Origin of the sequence: Enterococcus sp. 2STP, assembly GCF_032465635.1 — a bacterium.
Classification (GTDB): Bacteria; Bacillota; Bacilli; order Lactobacillales; family Enterococcaceae; genus Enterococcus_B; species Enterococcus_B lactis.
Genome location: NZ_JAWDJH010000021.1, coordinates 68,631 through 91,526, shown reverse-complemented (window position 1 = coordinate 91,526; position 22,896 = coordinate 68,631). Strand labels below are relative to the sequence as shown.

18 protein-coding genes are annotated in these 22,896 nt (G+C 39.3%); 1 reads left to right on the top strand and 17 read right to left on the bottom strand.

Features of this window, described 5'->3' with window-relative positions:
• Window positions 1-21: 21 nt before the first annotated feature.
• Genes RWU19_RS09680 through RWU19_RS09670 form a run of 3 tightly spaced genes read right to left on the bottom strand, consistent with a single transcriptional unit; the run spans window position 22 to window position 2,673 of the window.
• Window positions 22-777: an ABC transporter ATP-binding protein gene (locus RWU19_RS09680; RefSeq protein WP_002372520.1), complete on the bottom strand. Its 756-nt coding sequence runs from the start codon at window positions 775-777 to the stop codon at window positions 22-24.
• Entirely contained in the window at window positions 774-1,730 is a 957-nt protein-coding gene (locus tag RWU19_RS09675) for an iron chelate uptake ABC transporter family permease subunit (protein WP_024635731.1), read from the bottom strand. The genes RWU19_RS09680 and RWU19_RS09675 overlap by 4 nt, the downstream gene beginning before the upstream one ends.
• Window positions 1,723-2,673, bottom strand: coding sequence for an ABC transporter permease (locus RWU19_RS09670; protein ID WP_123837519.1), 951 nt, complete (start codon window positions 2,671-2,673; stop codon window positions 1,723-1,725). Before RWU19_RS09670 ends, RWU19_RS09675 begins: the two co-directional genes overlap by 8 nt.
• Before the next feature lie 149 nt (window positions 2,674-2,822).
• Between RWU19_RS09670 and RWU19_RS09665 the strand changes: the two genes are divergently transcribed.
• Window positions 2,823-3,275, top strand: coding sequence for a YueI family protein (locus tag RWU19_RS09665; protein WP_002290483.1), 453 nt, complete (start codon window positions 2,823-2,825; stop codon window positions 3,273-3,275).
• An 87-nt stretch (window positions 3,276-3,362) separates the two neighbouring features.
• Here the strand turns inward: RWU19_RS09665 and gshAB are convergent, their stop codons facing one another.
• The 14 genes from gshAB to plsX form a co-directional block, all read right to left on the bottom strand.
• The gene (gene gshAB, locus RWU19_RS09660; protein ID WP_123837518.1) at window positions 3,363-5,630 is read right to left on the bottom strand and encodes a bifunctional glutamate--cysteine ligase GshA/glutathione synthetase GshB; all 2,268 of its coding nucleotides are present in this window, start codon (window positions 5,628-5,630) and stop codon (window positions 3,363-3,365) included.
• A gap of 186 nt (window positions 5,631-5,816) precedes the next feature.
• Complete coding sequence (gene ftsY / locus RWU19_RS09655; RefSeq protein ID WP_002287900.1) at window positions 5,817-6,815, bottom strand: signal recognition particle-docking protein FtsY; 999 nt, start codon at window positions 6,813-6,815, stop codon at window positions 5,817-5,819.
• A gap of 11 nt (window positions 6,816-6,826) precedes the next feature.
• On the bottom strand, window positions 6,827-7,636 hold the full coding sequence (locus RWU19_RS09650; RefSeq protein WP_002287898.1) for a Cof-type HAD-IIB family hydrolase: 810 nt from the start codon (window positions 7,634-7,636) through the stop codon (window positions 6,827-6,829).
• Between the two features lie 8 nt (window positions 7,637-7,644).
• Window positions 7,645-11,226, bottom strand: a complete 3,582-nt coding sequence (gene smc / locus RWU19_RS09645; protein ID WP_123837517.1) for a chromosome segregation protein SMC — start codon at window positions 11,224-11,226, stop codon at window positions 7,645-7,647.
• Between the two features lie 19 nt (window positions 11,227-11,245).
• Window positions 11,246-11,932: a ribonuclease III gene (rnc, locus tag RWU19_RS09640; RefSeq protein WP_002287896.1), complete on the bottom strand. Its 687-nt coding sequence runs from the start codon at window positions 11,930-11,932 to the stop codon at window positions 11,246-11,248.
• A gap of 534 nt (window positions 11,933-12,466) precedes the next feature.
• Window positions 12,467-13,087 carry an ABC transporter ATP-binding protein gene (locus tag RWU19_RS09635; RefSeq protein ID WP_086323409.1) on the bottom strand — a complete coding sequence of 207 codons (621 nt, stop codon included), beginning with the start codon at window positions 13,085-13,087 and terminating at the stop codon, window positions 12,467-12,469.
• Complete coding sequence (locus RWU19_RS09630; protein WP_123837515.1) at window positions 13,080-15,062, bottom strand: DUF1430 domain-containing protein; 1,983 nt, start codon at window positions 15,060-15,062, stop codon at window positions 13,080-13,082. Before RWU19_RS09630 ends, RWU19_RS09635 begins: the two co-directional genes overlap by 8 nt.
• A 514-nt stretch (window positions 15,063-15,576) precedes the next feature.
• Window positions 15,577-17,358 carry an oligopeptide ABC transporter substrate-binding protein gene (locus RWU19_RS09625; RefSeq protein WP_002315512.1) on the bottom strand — a complete coding sequence of 594 codons (1,782 nt, stop codon included), beginning with the start codon at window positions 17,356-17,358 and terminating at the stop codon, window positions 15,577-15,579.
• 26 nt (window positions 17,359-17,384) lie between these two features.
• Complete coding sequence (locus RWU19_RS09620; protein WP_002290475.1) at window positions 17,385-18,299, bottom strand: ABC transporter permease; 915 nt, start codon at window positions 18,297-18,299, stop codon at window positions 17,385-17,387.
• Between the two features lie 26 nt (window positions 18,300-18,325).
• Window positions 18,326-19,288 (bottom strand): oligopeptide ABC transporter permease, encoded by a 963-nt coding sequence (opp4B, locus tag RWU19_RS09615; RefSeq protein ID WP_002290474.1) that lies wholly within the window; start codon window positions 19,286-19,288, stop codon window positions 18,326-18,328.
• A complete protein-coding gene (locus tag RWU19_RS09610; protein ID WP_002309831.1) occupies window positions 19,288-20,232 on the bottom strand; it encodes an ABC transporter ATP-binding protein in 945 nt (314 codons plus the stop codon). The genes opp4B and RWU19_RS09610 overlap by 1 nt, the downstream gene beginning before the upstream one ends.
• On the bottom strand, window positions 20,233-21,237 hold the full coding sequence (locus tag RWU19_RS09605) for an ABC transporter ATP-binding protein (protein ID WP_002309832.1): 1,005 nt from the start codon (window positions 21,235-21,237) through the stop codon (window positions 20,233-20,235).
• Between the two features lie 267 nt (window positions 21,238-21,504).
• On the bottom strand, window positions 21,505-21,747 hold the full coding sequence (gene acpP, locus RWU19_RS09600) for an acyl carrier protein (RefSeq protein ID WP_002294295.1): 243 nt from the start codon (window positions 21,745-21,747) through the stop codon (window positions 21,505-21,507).
• A gap of 120 nt (window positions 21,748-21,867) precedes the next feature.
• Window positions 21,868-22,869: a phosphate acyltransferase PlsX gene (gene plsX, locus RWU19_RS09595; RefSeq protein WP_002315510.1), complete on the bottom strand. Its 1,002-nt coding sequence runs from the start codon at window positions 22,867-22,869 to the stop codon at window positions 21,868-21,870.
• Window positions 22,870-22,896 lie beyond the last annotated feature (27 nt).

Here is a 22,896-nt window from a genome sequence, read left to right as displayed (position 1 = left end):
TCTTCTCTCCTAATGTTAGTTTTAGAAATAAAGACAGAATCTGCGGCCTTCAATCTCACAAATCCGTATGTCCATTTCGTACAATTCATCCAATACATCTTTTTTTATCATTTCTTGGGTCGTTCCTTGCGTAAATAACTGCCCCTCTTTCATTGCAACGATCTCATCTGCATAACTTGCAGCAAAGTTGATATCATGAAGAACGATAACGATTGTTTTCCCAATTTCTTGTACTAACTTTTTTAAGATCTGCATGATTTGAACAGCAAAATTCATATCTAGATTGTTCAAAGGTTCATCCAGTAAAATATAATCCGTGTCTTGCGCTAGTACCATTGCAATATACGCACGTTGGAGTTGACCTCCTGAAAGAGTGTCAATCGATTGATCTGCTATTTCTTCTAACCCGAGGTGTTCCAGTGATTCCTGAACGATTTTTTGATCTTTTGTCGTCAATTTTCCTTTCGTATAAGGAAATCGTCCAAATTCTACTAATTCTTTCACAGTAATTTGGACATTTATTTCATTCGATTGTCGTAGGATCGATAATTTTTTGGCTAATTCATTGGATTTCCAAGCCTTTACTTCGTTATGGTCTAAATAGATTTCACCTGTATCTTTTGGTATCAAACGACTGATCATCGACAACACCGTTGACTTTCCAGCACCATTTGGACCGATAAAAGCAGTCAACTTCTTTTCAGGAATCGTTAACTGTACATCTTTGACCACTGATTTTCCATGGTACAGTTTATTGACCTTTTGTAAATCGATCATAAGATACTCTTCCTTTCGCGAATCAATTTTGTGACAAAATAAATTCCTCCGACAAATTCAACAACGACACTCACTGTTGTATTCCAGCCGAAAATCTGCTCTACTGCGAGCTGTCCGCCTGTCAGAAACAGCATAGCTACCAGAAAGCTTCCGATAAATAGCTGACCATGACGATAAGTAGAAAATACACGGTAACTGACATTTGCGACAATAAACCCTAAAAAAGTAACTGGACCCACAAGAGCCGTTGATGTCCCTGTCAAAAGACTGACACAACATAAAATCAAAAATTCAAAACGATTTGTGTCTATCCCGAGGTTTACTGCTTGTTCATTTCCGAGATGGAAAACGTCTAGCACATGTCGATATCGAAATAACAGGTACCAGCAGCCGATAATGATCAAAGAAGCAGGCAAAAGATACTGGCTTTGGATATTGCCAAAACTTGCAAATAATCTCCCTTGAAGCAAATCATATTCATTCGGATCCATGATGACTTGTAAAAAGGTACTGACACTACCAAAAAGCGTGCCTAAAATCATCCCTGACATCAGTAACAAAAAAAGATTTGCTTTCATTTTTTTCAAAAGAAAGAAAAATAACAACAGACTCAACCCGACCATCAGCCCAACGTTCAATAAGAAAAAACCTGTACCTGTCTGCTGAAGCATCGTCACTCCTCCGATAAAGAAGAAAAGGACCGTTTGGACAAGGACATATAACGACTCAAGTCCCAATACGGAAGGAGTCAAAAACTGGTTATGCGTAATTGTCTGAAAGCTGATCGTAGCACTGCTGACAGCTAGCGAGACAAGGATAAATGCAAAAATTTTCTTACTCCTCAATGCCCACGCAAAATGCCAGTTTCCATATGTATGGATCGTCAAGTACACTCCTGTAACAAATAGAACTAGAACAAGCATACCAATAAAAATAGACGGCTTTTTAAGCATATCGTCGCCCCCTTATCAGAAGATAAAGGAAGATAGCCCCACCGATGATTCCAACGATCACACTGACTGGTATTTCATAAGGAAAAATCAACACACGAGCGACAAGATCGCAAAATACTAAGAACAAACTACCTGCTAAAGCAGTTACGCCAATGGTTTTGTGCACTTGATCTCCATATATTTTAGAGACAAGATTCGGAATGATCACTCCGATAAAAGGAATGCTTCCTACCATGATCAACATGACTGCACTAGCCAATGAAACCAAGCCAATACCTAAAAGCTGCATCTTCTGGTAATCTATTCCCAAATTTACTGCAAACGATTCGCCCAGACCAATGATCGTAAATCGGTAAGCAAATAGCCAAACCAAGAACAACAATGGAACAACAGCATACAATAACTCATAATTTCCTCGTATCACAGTCGCAAAATTCCCTTGAAGCCACGAAGTCATATTTTGTACCAACTGGAATTGATAAGCAAAAAAAGTAGCAACTGAACCAATGATATTCCCTAACATGACCCCAATCAACGGAAGCATCAATTGATTTTTCTGGGGGAACAATCGCGTAAGGGATAAAAAAAGCAATGTTCCTGCGAAAGCAAAGCAAAATGCAGTCAAGGATCGGACGATCAAGGATGCACCAGGTAGGAAAATCATGGCCACTAAAATACCTAAACGCGCACTATCCATCGTGCCCGCAGTCGTCGGTGAAACAAATTTATTTTGGGTCAAATGTTGCATAATCAACCCACAAATACTACTGGTCGCTCCCACAAGGATCAAACAAATCGTTCGTGGCAAACGAGTCGCTAGCAAGATTTGTAAGCTTTGCCCATCTAACTGGAGCAGTTCTGACAATTGTACATTCGATACTCCGATGAACAATGAAATACTACTTAAAATAACTAATAATGCTACTAGTCGTCCGTAGCGCATCCAATCCACCTTTCTAATTGAGAATGATTTTCATTCTTATTTTAAGTGAATCGTTGAACAAAAGCAACCGCTTTTTCATATGTTTTAGGTATTATTGGGAATATGCTATAATCGTAAGAAAGACAAAGAGAAGAAGGAGGGTATTTTTTATGGCACAAGATGATGTAAAAAGCCATTTGGATAAGGGACTTTATGGTACACCTTTAGTGAACCCTGAAGAACAGCATAAATATTTAGGAACATTCAGGGAACGTTGCTATCTTAGTATGACTGTTGCTGAAATGATCCAACCGAAAAACAAAGAAAACTTTTTAAAAGAACTCAAAAAACATCCAGATGCTTCCATACTCTTGAATGGGGCTCTACCCCTTTCTGTCCAAAACCAATATATCCAGCTAGCAACGAAAAACAATAGCCGTTTCACTGTAGTCAACGATCACGTCACTGCAAATCCTGAGGAATTCGGATTGCTCTTAACAGCAAAAGAAGCAGTAAATGAACCTGTGATCGATATCGAAAAAAAATACCCAGAAGAAAACTCTTCGCCAGCTGAAAAAGAAAAACCAAAAAAGAAAAAAAGCTTCTGGAATCGTTTATTTTAAAACGAAAAAACACATAAATTTTTACATGCAAAAAAGCTTTTGAACAGATTGACATCAAATAGGACAATCTGTCAAAAGCTTTTTCGTTTAAAATATTTCAGGATATAACAATTTCAATACATTCATCGTCAATCTTCTGCCTTTTCCTGCAAAAGGATAAACATGCATATGCATCGCTGGATTGAAATTTGCTTCGATGATCCCGTATGCTTTTTTATCGGTTGTAGGATCGATTTCTTTATCTGGTATGATCAAATCAATACCACTGATTTTAGCTCCTAGTGCTTCTACCGCAGAAACGGCGATTTTTTTGTAAGCTTCAGAAAATTCATCCGTCATATCGATCGAATCACCGCCCGTACTGATATTTGAGTTCTCCCTTAGATAAACAATTTGATTGGCTTGGGGAACTGATTCGATCGTTAACCCTTGTTCTTTCAACATCAATTGTTCTAATTCGCCTAATTGGATCAATTCCAACGGTGCACGATGATTCGTTCCACGCAAAGGGTCACTATTTTTTTCTTCAACAAGTTCTTTCACTGTTCGGATACCGTCACCAATAACATTAGCAGGGACTCGCAACATGATGGCTTGGACTTCTCCATCAATTACAAAGAAACGATATTCCGTTCCCGGCATAAATTCTTCTACTAAAACCGAGCTGTCTTCACGAAAAGCAATCGCCAATCCTGCTTGATAATCCTCCAGATCAGCCCCTTCCTTGAAAATCGTGATACCTAACCCGTAATTTGTGGACTTAGGTTTGATCACAAAGGCCTGATCGGCAAATCTTGGATAAGCTTTTACGGCTTCTTCCATGGATGAAAATTCTGCGCCTCCTGGTACTCGGAACCCAGTTTCTTTTAAAACTTTTTTCGTTACTGTTTTGTTTTCCATGATAAGTGGAACGATATAGCTGTCCTTACTTGTCATGTTTGCATTTTTCACATATTCTACATGGTCTTGGTATTGCAGACGCAAAAATTGATCCGACTCATCTAATACTTTGACTTGGACACCTTTTTGGATGGCATCGAACATAAATATCTGAGTAGAAAGTTCCATTTCGCGAAAACCGGCCAACTGATAGGGACGTTCATGACTTTCTTTATAATATTGATGCCCCAATGCCACAGCAACTTCTTGCTGACTCGATAGCTGTGCTTCTTGATAGAGTTTCGCTGCTAACGTTTGTTCGGGATGATCCATTTGAGTCAATGCTTCCTCCACTAAATAAAGAGAATCCAACCAATCCAATTCAACCAGCATTTGCTTCATCCCTTCAAGGATTTCTTTACCTTCTTGATGAAATTCAGTCTGATGTGATGGTTGTTCTAGTGCTACTTTGTTATTTCGAGTCGTACCTTCTGCCACCCATTGGTCACTGTCTTCTTTTTCTTCTGTCCATAGCATGTACATCAGGAATAATTGTAAGAAACGAACTTGTTCCGGATTGATTCCCAGCCTTGCGTAAGGGTTCAGATCGATATTCCGCAATTCAATATAACGAACCCCTGTTTTTGCCAGATCTGCGACTTTCTTTCCGCCTCGGAAACGAAGCGGTGTATAAAATTCTTTCTCCTCCGAAAGTTTTCCTTCTTCGATCATTCGCTCAATATCTGCTAAATACTGTTTCATGGAAGCATAGGAAACTTTCACATTTGGATGATTCGTGTAGCCTAGCGCACTGTTTCGAATACTGCGAACAGGTTCTTGCGGATGCGATTCATTTATAAAATAGTTTTTCTCACTCATCGGTGAAGCACCAAACAAATAAGTGATCATCCAGCGATAGCGTAAAAAATTTCTCGCTGTTTTCAAATAAAGTTCTGTTTTGAATTCAGAAAAATCCTGAAATTCTTCCTGATGGCTGAACAATGTTCTTAACAATTCGTCACCAAATTCAAAATTGAAATGGATGCCGCTTACCATCTGTTTTCGCTTCCCGTATTCTTTTGCTAAATAACGTCGATACAAGACATCTTCGAAATTTTTTAATTTTGCAATAATGATTTCTTCGTCTTTTTCCGGTAAGGCAGGTGGCATACTTAATGGCCAGATCATCTCTTCTTTCGGTATAGAACGAGCAGTCACATCATAAACAGCAGCCAGATACTGAAATAATTCGGGAATAGAATCGGTAACAGGGGTGATCATCTCTGTTTGTGTTTCGCTAAAATCTGTTTGGATATAGGGGTGATAGGAACGATCGCCAAAGATTGCTGGATGATCGGTTTTTGCTAGATTTCCTGCAAGATCAACCCGCTGTCCTTCTCGTTCTATACCAAATCGAGCTTGGTCGATAAAAGGGCGCGCATTGTCATGCAATAATAATTGCTTAAAATTCATCATTAAGTGACCTCCAATTCATATGAATCTAATTATAATCAAAAAGTATAAGAAAAAGAACGAAATTGTTTGAGAACCGCTTACAAATAAGTATAAAAATGAAGGCATCAAAAACACAGCTATGTTAAAAACAATCATTCAAACAAGGAGCTGCAACTTTGGTCACAGCTCCTGCTTTTTAGACATGGGTTATTCTTCTTTTAGTAATCCTTTGAATAAACCAACGACAAAATCGTTTGGATCAAACGGCTCCAAGTCATCGATTCCTTCACCCAACCCGACCAATTTCACTGGTAAATGCAATTCATTACGGATAGCAAGTACGATACCGCCTTTTGCTGTACCATCTAATTTTGTCAAAACAAGACCGGTCACATCTGTTGTTTCTTTAAATTGTTTTGCTTGAACCATCGCGTTTTGACCAGTTGTTGCATCTAATACAAGTAGTGTTTCTTGGGGTGCTTCTGGTAATTCCCGCTGGATTACTCGTTTTATTTTTTCTAATTCGTTCATCAAGTTCACTTTATTTTGCAGTCGGCCTGCAGTATCAACTAGTAAAACATCTGCCTGCTCTGTCTTTGCTCTTTCCAAAGCATCGAATACGACAGCTGCTGGATCGCCGCCTGCATTGCCACGAACAACTTCAACACCAGCGCGTTCGCCCCAGACAACTAATTGGTCGATTGCTCCAGCACGGAAGGTATCTGCTGCTGCCATCAATACTTTTTTACCTTCGTTTTTGAACTGATGGGCAAGTTTACCAATACTTGTTGTTTTCCCTACACCATTGACGCCGACAAACAAAATAACTGTTAGTCCGTCTTCTTGGATATTTAGTTCATTTACTTCATTGATTCCTTCCGCTTCATAGAGATCCACAAGTTTCTCGATGATCGCATTTTGGACTTCTGCCGATTTTTTCGCATTTCTGAGTTTCACTTCTTGACGTAACGCTTCGGTGATTCGTATCGCTGTTTCAAAACCTACATCTGCCCCGATAAGTGTTTCTTCTAATTCTTCAAAAAAGTCTTCATCGACTGTTCGAAAATTGGCAAACAGCTCATTCATCCGTTCACCAAATGTTTTACGCGTCTTTTCTAAACCCTTGTCGTACTTCTCCTGTACTTCAACTTCTTCCGTTTTCTCTTCGCCAGTAAAAGCACGCTTGATTTTATCAAAAAATCCCATTTGACTCCCCCCTACTCTAATACAAATTTTTGGATCACTTTGGCTACGCCATTTTCTTCATTGCTGGCTGTCACAAAATCTGCTGCTTCTTTGACGAAAGGCACAGCATTCTCCATCGCTACGCCTAGACCAGCGTATTGGATCATCGGTAAATCATTTTCTTCATCACCGATTGCCATGATTTCTTCTTGTTTCAAACCAAGATCTTTTGCCAATAAAGAAATACCATAAGCTTTTGTGACACCTTTTGGCATAAATTCCAAAAGCATACTTCTCGTTTTGATGATCTCATACATTTCATGGAATTCTGCTGGTATTTCTTTGATTTTAGGATCTAATTCTTCTTGGTCATAAGCGATTACTGCCTTATTAAGCACAAATTCATCTGTAATATCGCTTATATCCGCTGGTTGGAATTGCAGCAGCTTATTCAACACATTGTACAAGGATTGCTTTCTTGGGGCACTAGGCAGCTGTAAAACCACATTGTCAGACAAAACATCTAGTGGCAGATCCAATTGCTGAGCCAATTTGTATAAGCGTTGGATATCTGATACTTCCATCACTTTCTTTTCCATGATTTCACCAGTATCGTTTTTTTGTACCAAACCGCCGTTGAAAGTGATGCTGTAATCACCCTCATCTACCAGCCCTAATTCTTGCAGATAATGCGCCATCGCAGCTAAGGGGCGTCCTGTACATAGAACGATCTTGACCCCTTGCTGTTTTGCTTGTGCTAATGCTTGTTTATTCTCATCTGAAATCAGCTTTTGTTCATTTAATAATGTACCATCCAAATCGATTGCTACTAATTTGATCATTTTCGTTCCTACACTTTCGTTTCGTTGATTTTCGCCTCTTCATTGATATCTTCCATCCGTACAGAAACGATTTTTGATACACCGGATTCCTGCATCGTCACTCCGTACAGTACATCTGCTGCGACCATCGTTCCTTTGCGGTGTGTGACTACGATAAATTGTGTGTCATCTTGGAAGTCGCTTAAGTAACGACCAAAACGTTTCACATTTGCTTCATCTAACGCTGCTTCTACCTCATCTAAGATACAAAACGGAACAGGACAGACACGGATAATAGAAAAGAGCAGCGCAATGGCTGTAAGTGCTCGTTCTCCTCCGGAAAGCAAACTTAAACTTTGCAGTTTCTTGCCAGGAGGTTGTACTTCAATCTCAATACCTGTTTTCAGCAGATCCGTTGGTTCTGTCAATACTAATTCAGCTTTACCGCCGCCAAACATATTTGGAAAGACAATTTTGAATTCTTGACGGATAGCTTCAAATACTTCTTTGAATCTTGTCCGCACTTCATCATCCATCTCATCCATCGTTTCAAACAACTGGTTTTTCGCTGCTAACAGATCATCTCGCTGTGTCGCTAAGAAGGTATGTCTTTCACTGACTTGTTCGTATTGTTCGATTGAATTTAAGTTTACTGGCCCTAGCTTTTCAATTTGTTCTTTTAAGGAGGCAACCTTTATTCTGCTGTCTTCGATATCGGTTGTTTCTTGATAGTCGTGGGAAGCTTTCTCAAATGTCAGCTGATATTCTGACTGCAGATAGGTCAAATGATTATCTAAAATCATTTCAGCTCGGTCTTTTTGGACTTCTAATTTGGATTGTTCCGACAGTCGTGCTTTTTGCTCACGATTACGCTCTGCCAAGACTGCTTCAAGCTCATCGATCTCCCTTTGCCTTCTATCTCGCTGCTCCTTGGCTTTTGCCAACTCGGCTTTCAATGTTTCTCGCTGAGCAGATAATTCGTTAATTTGTTTTTCCAAACTTTCTTCTGTGACTTCATGATCAGAAAAGTCTGCTGTCAATGTCGCCAACTGTTTTTCTATCGCTTCTTGACGTTCGATTGCCTCTGCTTTTTGGACTCGGGCACCGCGGAGCTGGATCTGCAGATGATTAAACTGCTCTTTCAAGACAGCAAGATCTGCTTGTTCTTGTGCTTTTTGACTTTGCACTTGTGCTCTTCTTGCTTCCATCTGGTCACTTTCTTGACTTAAAGATTTGATCTCTTCGTCGATTTGTTGACGTTGCGTTTCAAGATCTGTTTGTTTGTCTTTCAACTCGTTCGTTTGTTTTTCGTAATCTTCGATAAACTGCTGTAGCTCACGTGTCTCAAAAGTTGAGATTTGCTTTTCTTTTTCAAAACGTTCAAGTTCGTTTATGATGTTTTGCAACTGATTTGTCGCTTCTTGTTCTTCGAAACGTAATTGTTCGCCTCGTGTACGCAAAACTTCTTGTTCTTCGGCTAAACGAGCTGTTTCTTGCTGCAGCTCCTGAACTTTCTTTTCTTGCACTTGAAGTTGTTTATCTGCTTCTTCGAATTCACTAGTCAACTGTTTCAATTCTTGGTTTTGTACAAACAAACTGCCTTGGTTTCCTCGTTTGTTCGCTCCACCTGTCATGGATCCTCCGGCATTCATCACGTCGCCTTCTAAGGAAACCACTCGGTATTGATAGCGGATCGTTTGCGCGATCGCATTAGCACTAGTTAAGTCTTTTGCTAAAAGGATCGTTCCTAACAGGTTTTGAACCACTGTTTGGATTTGATCAGGATAAGCAACTTGTTCACTGGCAATCCCTATAAACCCTTCTATAGCTGCTGCTTGTGTCAATATATGAGCTGGTAACTGTCTTGGTTTGATTGTCGTCAGCGGAAGGAATGTTGCTCTTCCTCCTCTTTGCTGTTTCAAATACGTGATGGCTTGCCGAGCATCTTTTTCATTTTCAACGATGACATGTTGAGCTGCTCCACCTAAAGCTGTTTCAATGGCTAACGTGAAATCTGCAGGGACGTCGATCAGTTCAGCCACTGCTCCGACAATACCGGAAAGCTGCTGTTTATGCTGCAAGACCAATCGAACGCCTTGGTAAAAACCAAAATAGTTTTCTTGGATTTCTTGAAGGCTTTTCTGACGAGCACGCAGCTGCTGGACTTGATTCATCAATTGATACATTTTAGGCTGTTCTTTTGCTAATGCTTCTTGGAACTTTTTCCCGTTTCGTTGGATCAGTTCTAACTTCTCTTTTGTTTCAGTTAAAGATGATTTTAGCTGCGCCTGCTTTTGTGTCAATTCTTCTTTTTGTAAGATCAATCGATCTACTGATGCTTCTACTTCCGATTGCTTGGCTAACGTCTGCTTGCTTTTTGCTGTTTCTTGTACATATTGACGTTCCAGATACTTCAGTTCGTTTCCTACAGCTGCTTGTTCTTGCATCAAATCAACATATTGATCTCTTAGTTCTGCCAATAATTCTTTCGTTGATTTTTGGTATTTTTCTAATTCTTGCTGTGTTTTTATGAGATTTGCTTCAGCTTTTTGGATCTCTGTTTCTTTTTCTGCTGCTTCTTTCATCAAGCTTTCTTGAAGCTTTTCAAAATGTTTAACCTTTTTTTGTGCTTCTGCTAATGAAGTTTGATATTCTTGCGAGCTTTTTTGTGTATGCTTTGTCCGCTCCTGCAAAACATCTTTTTGTCCTTCTGTCTGCTTCAGTTTTTCCGAAAGATCTAATAATACTTGCTGATTTTTTTCGATCAGACGGTCGGCTTGCGCATTTTCTTTACGCTGCTTCGCCAAAATGGATTCTTGTTCTTGGATCGACTCAGATAGTTTGCCTAATTCTAGATTGAATTTCGCAAGCTGTGCTTGTTTGTTGTCCCAATCTTTTTTTGCTGTCTTGATTTCAGCAACCATCAAAGAAACATCGGTTTGAGTCAGTGTTTCTTTTAGCCGTAAAAACTCCTTTGCTGCCTCACTCTGGGCGGCCAAAGGAGTTAACTGTTCTTCCAATTCATGGATGATGTCTTGGACGCGGCTGAGGTTGTCTTCTGTTTCAAAAAGCTTTTGTTCTGCTTTCTTTTTCCGCTGCTTGTATTTCAACACACCAGCTGCTTCTTCAAAGATCCCACGACGGTCTTCCGGTTTACTACTGAAAATCGCTTCTACTTTTCCTTGAGAAATGATCGAGAATGATTCTTTTCCTAATCCAGAATCTAAGAACAATTCTTGGATATCTTTTAATCTGCAGCTTTGTTTATTGATGAAAAACTCGCTTTCCCCAGTCCGTCGATAACGGCGGGTTACACTGATCTCATTGTACTCCAATGGCAGATAATGATCACTATTGTCTAAAATCACTGTGACTTCTGCAATATTCAGCTGCTTACGGGTATCGGAACCGGCAAAGATGATATCCGGCATTTTTCCGCCTCGCAAACTTTTAGCAGATTGTTCTCCTAATACCCAGCGGATAGCTTCTGTAATATTGCTTTTTCCGCTGCCATTTGGTCCAACCACTGCTGTGACGCTGTTTTCAAAATCAATGACTGTCTTGTCTGCAAATGATTTAAAACCGGCTATTTCAATTCGTTTCAAATACAAAGCTTTCCCTCACTTACTTTTACAGTGCTGCCAATGCATTTTCCGCCGCAGCTTGTTCTGCTAATTTTTTCGATTTTCCTTGTCCAGTGCCAATCAATTGATCATCTACGTAAACTTCGATCCAAAATACTCGTTCATGAGCTGGACCTTCTTCATTGATCAATCGGTATTCGATCGATACATCACCTGATTTTTGCAAGACTTCTTGCAATTTTGTTTTATGATCCATCTCATGTGAAAAAGCACCTGCTTTGACTTTAGGAAAAATCACTTTTTCGATGAACGCATGGGTCGTGTCGAATCCTTGGTCAAGATATAACGCGCCTAAAAAAGCTTCGAATAGGTCGCAAAGCAATGCTGGTCGCGTACGTCCTCCTGAATTCTCTTCTCCCTTGCCCAACAGAACATATTGATCAAAGTGACATTCTTTGGCAAATTTCGATAAGCTGTCTTCGCGAACGATCGCTGCTCGTGTTTTTGTCAATTTTCCTTCTGGCAAATGAGGATATAAACGGAATAAATACTGAGAAACCATCAATTCTAAAACGGCATCTCCTAAAAATTCAAGTCGTTCATTATCCGATAATTGCAGATTGCGATGCTCATTCACATAGGATGAATGGGTAAAAGCTTGTTCAAGCAAATTTAGATCGTGAAAAACGATGTTATAATTTTCTTTTAGTTCTTTTGTCAGCTGGTTGTCCATTTTCCACATTCCTTTTATGGATATTTTTTCGATACTTCCTTATTATACTGGTTTTTTGTTAAATTTGAAATGGTTCGGGTAAAAGGTAAGTAAAGCTTTAATAATCCTAGTGATTGACGAGAGGTTGTGAAAAAGCCGTTTAGTTCGGAGTATTAGAGAAATAAACAGAAAGACAGCTTCTCATATTTTGCCGTTTCTTGAACGAATACCGTGGAATAGCTGATTGAACACTGTTCATACAAAAAAAGGATGTGACACGACTATTGTCACATTCCTTTTTTTGTACAATCCCTTATTCTCGTATGTTTTCAATGACTTCTTGAACGGGTCCTAGCTGAACCTCTGAAACATGAATGCTCAATAGAAGAATCACCGTTAGTAACACTTGAAAAAGGAGCAAAATGAACACACACCATTTTATCCATCGTGGGTGAATCTTTGGCTGATGACTTTTCAATAAAACGATTGAAAAAAACAGTCCAATCACTTGTAAACTATCAAACAAAACCAACAGAATGAACACATAAATAAGGTTTATTGGATTGATTTCTTCCATTCATTCATGTCCAACACATGATCAAATTCTGCTGCCAATGTTGGATCATGGGTGACCACAAGGACCGTAGCTCCTTTTGCATTCAGTTCTTGTAATGCTTGAAGGACGATTCCTTTGTTCTTTTGATCAAGAGAGGCTGTTGGCTCATCTGCAAAGATGATCTTTGGTTCTTTCAAAAATAAACGAGCAAGAGCAACTCGCTGCTGTTCTCCTCCGCTTAAGAGAAATATTTTTTTGTCTATCAAATGGTCTACCTGAAATTTTTCGAGGGATTCTTTGATTTTCTGCTCATCTTTTGAGACCAAGGTCAAGTTTTGCTTCACTGTTTCGTTGTCGATCAGTGCATAGTTTTGAAATAAAAAACCAGCTTGTTCCCGAAAAAATGTTTTTCTGTTTTTTCGGCTGATTTTTTGGCCATTGATCAAGATTTCCCCTTCATTTATCGTTTCCAGCTGGCCTAAACAATTCAATAAAGTCGTTTTACCTATCCCACTTTCTCCTGTGATGGCAAGCATAGAACCCGCGGGCACAGAAAAAGAAAGGTGTTCAAAAATCGTTTTCTCTTTGTATTTTTTTGTGATTTTTCTAACATCAATCATTTTTGATCACCTCCAGCCGTTGCTTTTTCTCAGATAGATAAGTCGTTGGGAGCAGCAAAAACAGCTCAAAGCTGAATACAGCCAGTGCAATCGGCCATAAGTCCTTCTGCCATATCAGTAAGATCCCTAAAACACCTGAAGATATCCCCGCCGTCATGAAATAGTAAGTTTTGTGACGCTGGAACAGCGGTTTACCAGTAATGTACGCTAAAAATGATTTTTTCTTATTTACTTCTGCATAAATCATGCTCGCATATAGTTCAATAGCAATAAAACTGATAAGAATCAGTAAGAAGACGACTAGCGCTGTGTAAAATTCTGAACGCGCTTTTGCAATTACTTCGCTGATTCTGTCTTTCACAGATGTTAGGCCGTAAAAATCATCTTCAATGCCATTCTCTTCAATAAACACTTGAACTTCTCGACCATTTCGAAACAAATAGGAGCCGTTCGATACCTCACTTATCCATATCTCTATATTAGGTTGGATCAAAGGCAAAGAAATGGACACAATGATCGGATTGAAAGAAAAGATATTCTCAAGTAAATCAAAATTATAATTAAAGATAATTTGATTCGATTGGGTATAGATCACCTTTAATTCCCCCTGATACTCGTCTTGTTCATACTCGAAGGAATTCTGGTAAAAAGTGATTTCATCTTCTGCCATTTTAACGATCAGATCCGTGTATTGCTTTTTATTTTCTGGAATCAACACATAGAAGAAGGCATCTTCTAATGGATAGATTGGTTTTCCGTGTATATCTTTGACTTTCAATTCGTGTACGGCATTATGGTTGACTAACCAATAAGCATCATTTTGAATGTAGGTAAGAACGTCACTCGTATGGCCAAATTCATTATCCCTCAAAAGGATCCCACCTGATTGTTCTGCTCGTTCTAATAAAGGAAGCATGTCCTGATTGATCCTTTTCGCTTCTTTTTTTCTTTCTTCTCTCGTAAAATTTCTAGAATTATCTGGTAATTTGGTCGTGATATTACTAAATCTCAAGTGATAATAATCAGGAATGTCATTCCAATAAGCTAATTGTTGTTCTAGTTGTTTGTTCTCATCCATACTAGACAAGATCATATTCCCGCTTACTACGATAAATACAAGCAAGGCGGCCTTGATAAGGTGATTCGTGTAGAACAGCCATCTATACGGTTTATGTCCCTTTATTTTATCGGCGATCGATCCCCATGAATAAATCACCCAGCTGCTTGATATGTGCATGATGATGATTCCAACGATCCCCCATAACAGAATCTGGGGATAAAGAAAGTGCAGATAGGGATAAAACCATGCAAAGCCAGCTAAAATAACCGTGAAGATGGCCGCATCTATCAAACTATCTTTACACACTAGTTTTGCTTTGCTTCGTCCAAGTGTTTCGAGAATCCCGACTTTCTTTCTCATAGAGGACTTATAGAATAATAGAGCTAAGAATAAGCACAAGAAAAGCATACAGAACAATTGACCGATACTTAATAGCAAACCTGAAGCTAGATAAAGCGGCCATTGTGCCCTTTCAATCGTTATTTCCATCCCCATATCGTAAAATTCTTCGATCATATTGGCAGGCGGTTCCTCTGTGATCATATAACCGCCAAGTACTTCTTCAGTAGATAGTTTCGAAGAATCATAAAAATTGATAGGATAATCGGATGCTATAGGGGAAAAGCTATAGGTCGAATACCCTTCTTTACCAAACGTATAGATATCTTTATACGTTTCCCCATCTTTGCCGATTCGAAAGAGGATCTTATGGAGATCCAATTGCTTTTCTCTAGCATATTTCGCAATCGTCTGGTACATTTCCTGCTGATTTTCTTCACCACTCGCTGCTTCGATGATGATCGATGAATGGATTTCTGGAATCGCTGATTTGATCATTTCGGTTCCAGCAAAAGAAATAGCATATAAAAAACTGGTGACTGTGAATAGAAAAAAGAAGCGATAGATTTTTTTCATCGTTTAGAAGAAAGAAGCGGCTGGATCAGCCGCACTAACGGCATTGATTGGTGCGATCCAGCTGCTCAAGGCAATAAGTGTACATGAACTTGCTATCATCTTTTTCACATTTCTCTTCATTTTGTATCCGCTCCCTTTTTTGAGTGCCTAAAGTGTCTCACGAGTGACTATTGAAACATACTTGAACAAGCAACAAGGCGACAGTCGTTCGGTCCCCCTTTTTTTATTTTAAAAAGAGATAAGTGTGAACCTTCTCTTTTATTAACTACGCGAAAGATTCCCATCAATTTAAAATAACAATATTTTTTATTCAACTTAAATTAAATAACAAATATTTTATACAATTTTCTTCTTTAAAATCTATTTAAATTATATATAATAACACATTTATGTTCAACGTGTTTTTAAAATAAAATTTTAAAAAACTATATTTATTTTTATTTGCTATATAAAAATAACGATGAACAAAAAAACCGAAAAAGGACATCGTCCTTTTTCGGTCATTTTTTTTTGATTATGAACGTGAATCTGCTGTAACAGAAACATTTGCCCATGGGTTTGGTACATCATAGGACCAATCCCAGTCTTTGACACGGTCGTTGACTGGCAATACTTCGTTACGGAACAACGTTGGAATCGCAAATGCTTCTTCAAACGCATATTGTTGCCATTTTTGATAGGCTTCTTTCAAATAGTCTTCATCAAATGCTTTGCTTGAACTGATATCGTTGATCAATTTTGTATTTTCTTCTGATTCATAACGAGTGTAGTTGAATGCTGCATTTGGTCCCCATAGTCCACTTGGATTTGGATCAGTTCCTGTATTCCAAGCAGCTTGGTAAACATCGATTTCAGGATCATCGTTTTCTAATTTATCGTAGAAGGAGTTGAATTCAATCAGACGACCTGTTGTGTATTGGACATCCAAACCGATTTCTTTCCATTGTTGGATATAGTAATCTGCCAATGGTTGCGCTGTTTCTCCACCGGACATCGAAGCAAAGTTGATGGTTAATTTGTTTCCATCTTTGTCTTCTCTTAAACCATCGTCGTCCACATCTTTGTAGCCGGCATCATCCAATAGTTTTTTCGCTTTGTCTAAATCTTGTGTGAATCCTTTCATTTCATCATCGTGATATGACTGGAATACTGGTGGGATCAATGAAGTCGCATTGCTTCTCAAACCTGCATAGAAACGTTCACCTACTGCATTGTTATCTAATGCATAGCCCATGGCTTGACGTAATGATTTATCAGCCATTTTTGAATCTGGATTGTATTCCACACTCTTTGTATCTGAATTCCATTTACCTAACTTGAATCCTAGATAAGTATAAGAAGTTTGTTCACGTCCTAAGTTTGTATAGCCAGCAATTTCTTTATACGTATCATAAGTATCTGTTGGCATTTGGAAAATCATGTCATATAGCTTAGAGTTCAATGCTTCAGTTGCACTAGCCATCGGTACAGATTTCATCGTGATCTTTTTCAATTTAGGCGTACCGTTCCAGTAGTGCTCGTTTGGTAAGTACTCTACTGATTCTCCTGCAACAATATTACTCATGTAATAAGGGCCGAAAGTCACTGGATTTTTACGTACTTGATCGCTTGATTCCATGTCTTTGATTGCTACACCTTCTAACGTATGTTTCGGTGCTGCATATGTCCAGATACCGCCACCCGATTGAAGCATGCTTGGATTTACTTCTTTATATTCGATTTCAACTGTTTTGTCGTCTATCTTTTTGATTCCAGAGATCGTATCGGCACTTCCATCATGATATTCTTCCATACCTACGATGTTACGGAAAGTGTCGTCATAACGAATACCAGTGTAATCTTTATTCCCAATGATTTCGTAAGGGAAAATCACATCGTCCGCCGTTACATCTTCACCATCTGACCATTTAACATTGTCTTTTACTTTGATTGTCGCTTTTTTCGTATCTTCGTCTAGATCAAGTGTTGCAGCTCCGTCATCTGTGATTCTAAAATCATCATCGTTTGCAAACAATGGTTCGTGAGAGGGTGCCATAAACGCTGCATCATATGAATCTTGATAAAACTCCCACTGGAACAATCCTTTGAACTGACTGTCCGTTGCGACCGCAGCTTCTAATTCACCGTCTTCGATTGCATCATCATTGTTTTTTGTTGCGATTGGAAAAGTTAATTCCTCTTTGTTATTGCTGTTGCCTCCAGAGTTATTTCCAGAAGTATCTGTACCTCCGCCCCCGCATGCTGCAAGAACGACAGCAGACATCAGCGTTGCAAATCCAAAAATCGTTTTCTTCATTCCTATTTCCCCCTTCGCTTCTATAACTAGCCTAACCGTTGGCGTGCATCTGCAGAACGCTTGAATGCCTGTCCAACATAATTGATACTCAACATCAAAACTAAAATGAGGATTGATGCGGGTAACCAGATCCATTGCCGATTCACTAAGACTTCTCCATTACTTGCATAACCGATCAGTGTACCTAAACTAGGTACATTTGCCGGCAAACCGAAACCTAAGAAAGTCAAAGTTGTCTCGATACCGATGTTTGCCGCAAAGTTCATTGTCAAGTTCGTAATGATCAATGAACTTAGATTCGGCATGATTTCGCGGAACATGATTTTAAAATCACTTGTTCCCATTGTTTTTGAGGCACTGACATAATCTCTTCTTGCTTCAGATAATGTCTTGCTTCGGAATAACCGGGCTTTAGCTACCCAATAAAATGCACTCATGATGAAAATAAAGGACCAGACATTGTATCTGGAAATAATCGATACGAAGACGATGATGATCAACATGATCGGTAGAATCATGATAAAATCAACGATTCGCATCAAGATATTGTCAATGATCCCTCCGTAGTAGCCAGAGATGATCCCTAATCCAACCCCGATGATCGAAGTAAGGATCGTGATCGCAAATCCGATCGTAACAGAGTTTCTAGCACCTATGATCAATTGACCTAATACATCACGTCCGCCTTCATCTGCTCCCAGAATGAACTTTTGTCCTTGTGTCGAAACTGCTCCTGGGGCAGCATATTTGTCAAAAATACTAACATACATCACTTTATCCTGATCGGTCAGCATCGCACCGATAAAAATCACTAATAATAAAACCACTAGCAAACCTAATGAAAAAATAGCGATCTTATCTTTTTTAAATTCTCGAGCAATCATTCGTATCCCCATAGGAGGGATACTTTCTTGAACTGCTGTATTGTTTTTTTCACTCATCGATCCATTCTCCTTTCTGATTGGTTTTATTGAATCCGAATACGCGGGTCAACGATACTCATAATGATATCTGACAGTAATGTCCCCACTAGCGTCGCGATTCCTAAAATCAATACTAAGGATGTGATCACGGTGTAGTCTCGTTGACCAATAGAGTCAATAAATAGTTTCCCGACTCCTGGATAGCCAAAAATCTTTTCGATAACTACAGAACCAGCAATCAACGAAGTGATTTCATACCCCATTTGCGAAGCCATCGGCAACGCTGCATTCCGGAAGATATGTCTACTGAATACTTTATTCGTCGGTACCCCTTTGGAACGGGCTGTTCTGACAAAATCAAGCGACTTCGAATCGATTACTTCGCTTCGCAGATATTGGATCGTAACGGCAGTCGCCAGAAATGCTTGGGTAATCGATGGTAGCAGAATATATTTCAAGCGATCTATCCACTGAGTGATAAATCCCCCTTGCAAACCTAGTGTTTGAGAACCGCTGGTTGGGAACCAGCCTAAACGATAACCAAAAACAAACAGCATGATCAAGCCGAAGATAAATAACGGAACAGCAAAACTAAAGAAGTTATAAATCACGACGATCTTATCCAAGATCGAATTTTGATACCGGCCTGCTAGCATCCCTAGAGGCACAGCAATCAAATAAGTAAGGACAACTGTCAAGATCGATAGATATAACGTGTTGATGATCCGTTCACCGATTAGGTCAGCAACAGAGCGTTTGTATAAGAAACTTTGACCAAAATCGCCTTGCAAAGCATTTCCGATCCAACGGAAGTACTGGACATACCATGGGTCATTCAATCCAGCTGATTGTCGCATTTGTTCGATCACTGCCGGATCTTGGTTTGGGTTGATCAAACCAGTAAATGGATCCCCTGGCATCGCTTGGGCTAATAAGAAGATCAGAACACTTAAAATAATAACTTGCGGGATCATCAATAAAACACGTCGCAGAATCGTTTTCCACATTAGCTCGCACCTCCATCTTTCAACGCCACTTTATGTGTAGTTGTGATCGTACGCAAATCGTAGACTCGGCCAGTCGCATCATAGTATTCTCTTTGGTTTTGGATATACTCTTGTTCTACTTTTCGGCGATTTTCTTTGTGGCTTTCCCGATTTTCTACATCGATTTGCGGAATTGCTGAAAGCAGACGTTTCGTATAGATGTGGCGCGGGTCATTATAAATGTCCTCTCTTGTACCGATTTCTACAAATCGACCTTTGTACATAATTGCGATGTTGTCGCACATATGTTTTACTACACCTAAATCATGAGAAATAAATAAATAGCTGAGACCGTATTCTTGCTGGATCCGTTTCATGAAATTCAATACTTGCGCTTGAACAGATAGATCCAGAGCAGATACCGGTTCATCGGCCACGATTAATTTTGGATTAGTAGCAACAGCGCGGGCTACTCCTAGACGTTGGCGTTGTCCCCCTGAAAATTCATGAGGATATTTGTAAAGTGCATCTTCCGGCATCCCAACGATATCTAGCAATCCTTTTACCTTCTTCTTTTCTTCTTGATCGCTTAACCGTTCAAAATTTCGGATAGGTTCTGCAATGATATCCAATACTCGTTTTTTAGGATTCAAACTAGACATTGAATCTTGGAAGATCATTTGTACGTCTTTGTTATAACCCATTTTTTTTCGGTTGCTTCGCTTCGTTACATCTTTTCCTTCATACATGATTTGTCCAGCTGTCGTCTTTTCTAAACCAACGACTGCTTTTCCTGTAGTGGATTTTCCGGAACCGGACTCTCCCACCAAACCATATGTCTTTCCTTTTTCGATAATAAAATCCACACCATCTACAGCATATACATGATCCGTTACTCGATTGAAGAATCCACTGCGAATAGGGTAATGAACTTTCAGGTCTTTGATTGTGATTAATTCTGTCATCTACACCTCTCCTTTTTCGTCTCTAAAGTGGAAATGCTTGTAGCAAGAGCAACGTACCAAATGGTTCGGAGCGACTTCATGAAGGATAGGATCTTCTTCGTGGTCACTTGCTGGTATCCACGGAATACGTGGAGCAAATCGGCACCCTTTACGAGGCATGTTTTTCAGAGAAGGAACGACACCTTCGATCACATGGAGTTCTGCATCATGATTTCCTTCTTGAGGTATAGAGTTCAATAAAGAGCGCGTATAAGGATGTTTCGGATGATCAAACAGTTCTTTTACACCCGCTACTTCAACAAACTGTCCGCCGTACATCACTGCCACTCGATCAGCCATTTCTGCTACGACTCCTAAGTCATGAGTGATCAGGATGATCCCTGTTTTTGTTTCTTCCTGAAGATCTTTCAGTAAATCAAGAATCTGGGCTTGGATGGTTACATCTAGGGCTGTCGTCGGTTCATCTGCAATGACGATTGGAGGTTTGCAGGCGATTGCGATCGCGATGATGACACGTTGTCTCATACCGCCTGATAATTCATGGGGATATTGACGTCCAACTCTTGCTGGATTAGGAATCCCTACTTGTTCTAGTAATTCCAGTGCGCGAGCTTGACGCTGTTCTGCATTCATCTTTGTGTGATAGGAAAGTCCTTCTTTGATCTGGTCTTCGATTCTCATGAGAGGATTTAATGCAGACAACGGATCTTGGAAAATCATTCCGATATCATTTCCGCGGATTTTATTATAAAGCGTTTCGTTCAGTTCGATTAAATTCAGATCGTTATATAAAATTTCACCTGTAATTTTTGTGTTATTAGGATCAAGTAATCCCATAATCGTAGTAGCTAATGTACTTTTCCCGCACCCAGATTCCCCAACGATTGCTAAGATCTCGTTTTTGTCTAAAGTAAATGAAACATCATCTACTGCATCGTAATAGTCATCTTTGAGTCGGAAGCCTGTATGTAGGTTCTGAACTTCTAATAATTGATTATCTGACAATCGAATACCCCTCTCTGCTTCCTAAACGGAAGTTTTTCTTAGTAAAAAAAGAACATTACACAGAATAAAGCGTTTTATAACAAAGGTTATTCTTATCTTTGTGTAATGAATTATTAATAATTATATAGAAAACCGCTTTACTTTGCAACATAATTTCTAATTATCGCCAGAATTATCAGAAAAATGTCTTTTCCGTGTCAAAAAGATTAAAAAAAGAAGGATAAAAAGTTGTATGCAACTTTTTATCCTTCTTTGCTTTTATTGAAATTATTTGAGATGGCTGCTGATATAATCTACTGCGCCGCCAACTGTTTCAATTTGTTCAGCGTCTTCATCTGAAATTTCTGTACCGAATTCATCTTCAAGTTCTAAAACGAACTCCATAATACTAATTGAATCAGCTTTTAAATCATCTTTGATGTTCAATTCATCCGTCACTTTATCGGTATCTATCTCAAAATGATTTGAAATAATTTTCGCTACTTTGTTAAATACTTCTTCGCGAGTCAACTTTTTCACCTCCAAGAATCATACACTTGTCAATTACCTACACCATGGCTAATTTTACTGACATTTTTCAGGAATGTCCACCTTTTTTTAACGAACCGGATTGCCTCAGCTATCTGAATATTATTCTTCGCTTTTTTCAAATTGTTCGACTAACTGTCCTACTACATTTGTTTCAAGCATCGTGTGGATTTGGCGGATCGTATAGCGGACAGCATCAGGACCTGTTGCTCCGTGGGTTTTAATGACTGGTGCTTTCAAGCCAAACAAAACAGCTCCGCCATGTTTGGAATAATCCATTTCAGATTTTAAAGAACGCAAGCCGTCTTTTAAAAGCATGGCGCCCATTTTCCCTTTGATCCCTTCGTTTAGAATAGCGGATTTTAATAGATCCATCATATTCATTGCCGTTCCTTCAATGGATTTCAAAACAGCATTGCCTGTAAATCCATCTGTGACTACTACGTCAGCCACACCATTGAGCAACTCGCGCGCTTCTACATTTCCAATGAAATTCAAACTTGTTTCATTCTGAAGAAGTTCATAGGCTTTTTTCGTCACTTCACTACCTTTTGTGGCTTCTGTTCCGTTGTTTAAAAGAGCAACGCGGGGACGTCCGATCCCTCGGACTTTACGGGCATAGAAAGAACCTAAAATACCGTATTGCAACAAATGTTCTGGTTTGTTTTCTGCGTTAGCGCCAAGATCCAGCATATCGAAACCGGCACCTTCTTTTCCTACTACTGGCAAGGTAGACATCAAGCCAGGGCGTTCGATATTTTTGATACGTCCTACGATGAATAAACCCGCTGCTAGCAGCGCACCTGTATTCCCTGCTGAAAATATAGCATCCGCTTCGCCGTTTTTCACTGCTTGTGCAGCAAGGACCATTGAAGCAGTCTTTTTCCGTCGGATCGCTTTTACTGGCTCATCATCACTATTGATTTTTTCGTCTGTATGGATAATCGTGATGTTTTTTTCATTTATTAAGTATTTCTTGATTTCTGCTTCTTTTCCGTAAAGTAAGAATTCTACTTCTGGAAAATCTTGCTGCGCTAAAGCCACGCCTTCTACAATTGCTTGAGGTGCGTGATCTCCGCCCATTGCATCTACGGCAATTTTCATTGTTCCCACTCCTTTTTCCATCATCAT

Coding starts and splice junctions, on each gene's coding strand:
- RWU19_RS09680 (WP_002372520.1), bottom strand. CDS start 777: ATGATCGATTTACAAAAGGTCAATAAACTGTACCATGGAAAATCAGTG.
- RWU19_RS09675 (WP_024635731.1), bottom strand. CDS start 1,730: ATGCTTAAAAAGCCGTCTATTTTTATTGGTATGCTTGTTCTAGTTCTA.
- RWU19_RS09670 (WP_123837519.1), bottom strand. CDS start 2,673: ATGCGCTACGGACGACTAGTAGCATTATTAGTTATTTTAAGTAGTATT.
- RWU19_RS09665 (WP_002290483.1), top strand. CDS start 2,823: ATGGCACAAGATGATGTAAAAAGCCATTTGGATAAGGGACTTTATGGT.
- gshAB (WP_123837518.1), bottom strand. CDS start 5,630: ATGATGAATTTTAAGCAATTATTATTGCATGACAATGCGCGCCCTTTT.
- ftsY (WP_002287900.1), bottom strand. CDS start 6,815: ATGGGATTTTTTGATAAAATCAAGCGTGCTTTTACTGGCGAAGAGAAA.
- RWU19_RS09650 (WP_002287898.1), bottom strand. CDS start 7,636: ATGATCAAATTAGTAGCAATCGATTTGGATGGTACATTATTAAATGAA.
- rnc (WP_002287896.1), bottom strand. CDS start 11,932: ATGGACAACCAGCTGACAAAAGAACTAAAAGAAAATTATAACATCGTT.
- RWU19_RS09635 (WP_086323409.1), bottom strand. CDS start 13,087: ATGATTGATGTTAGAAAAATCACAAAAAAATACAAAGAGAAAACGATT.
- RWU19_RS09630 (WP_123837515.1), bottom strand. CDS start 15,062: ATGAAAAAAATCTATCGCTTCTTTTTTCTATTCACAGTCACCAGTTTT.
- RWU19_RS09625 (WP_002315512.1), bottom strand. CDS start 17,358: ATGAAGAAAACGATTTTTGGATTTGCAACGCTGATGTCTGCTGTCGTT.
- RWU19_RS09620 (WP_002290475.1), bottom strand. CDS start 18,299: ATGAGTGAAAAAAACAATACAGCAGTTCAAGAAAGTATCCCTCCTATG.
- opp4B (WP_002290474.1), bottom strand. CDS start 19,288: ATGTGGAAAACGATTCTGCGACGTGTTTTATTGATGATCCCGCAAGTT.
- RWU19_RS09610 (WP_002309831.1), bottom strand. CDS start 20,232: ATGACAGAATTAATCACAATCAAAGACCTGAAAGTTCATTACCCTATT.
- plsX (WP_002315510.1), bottom strand. CDS start 22,869: ATGAAAATTGCCGTAGATGCAATGGGCGGAGATCACGCACCTCAAGCA.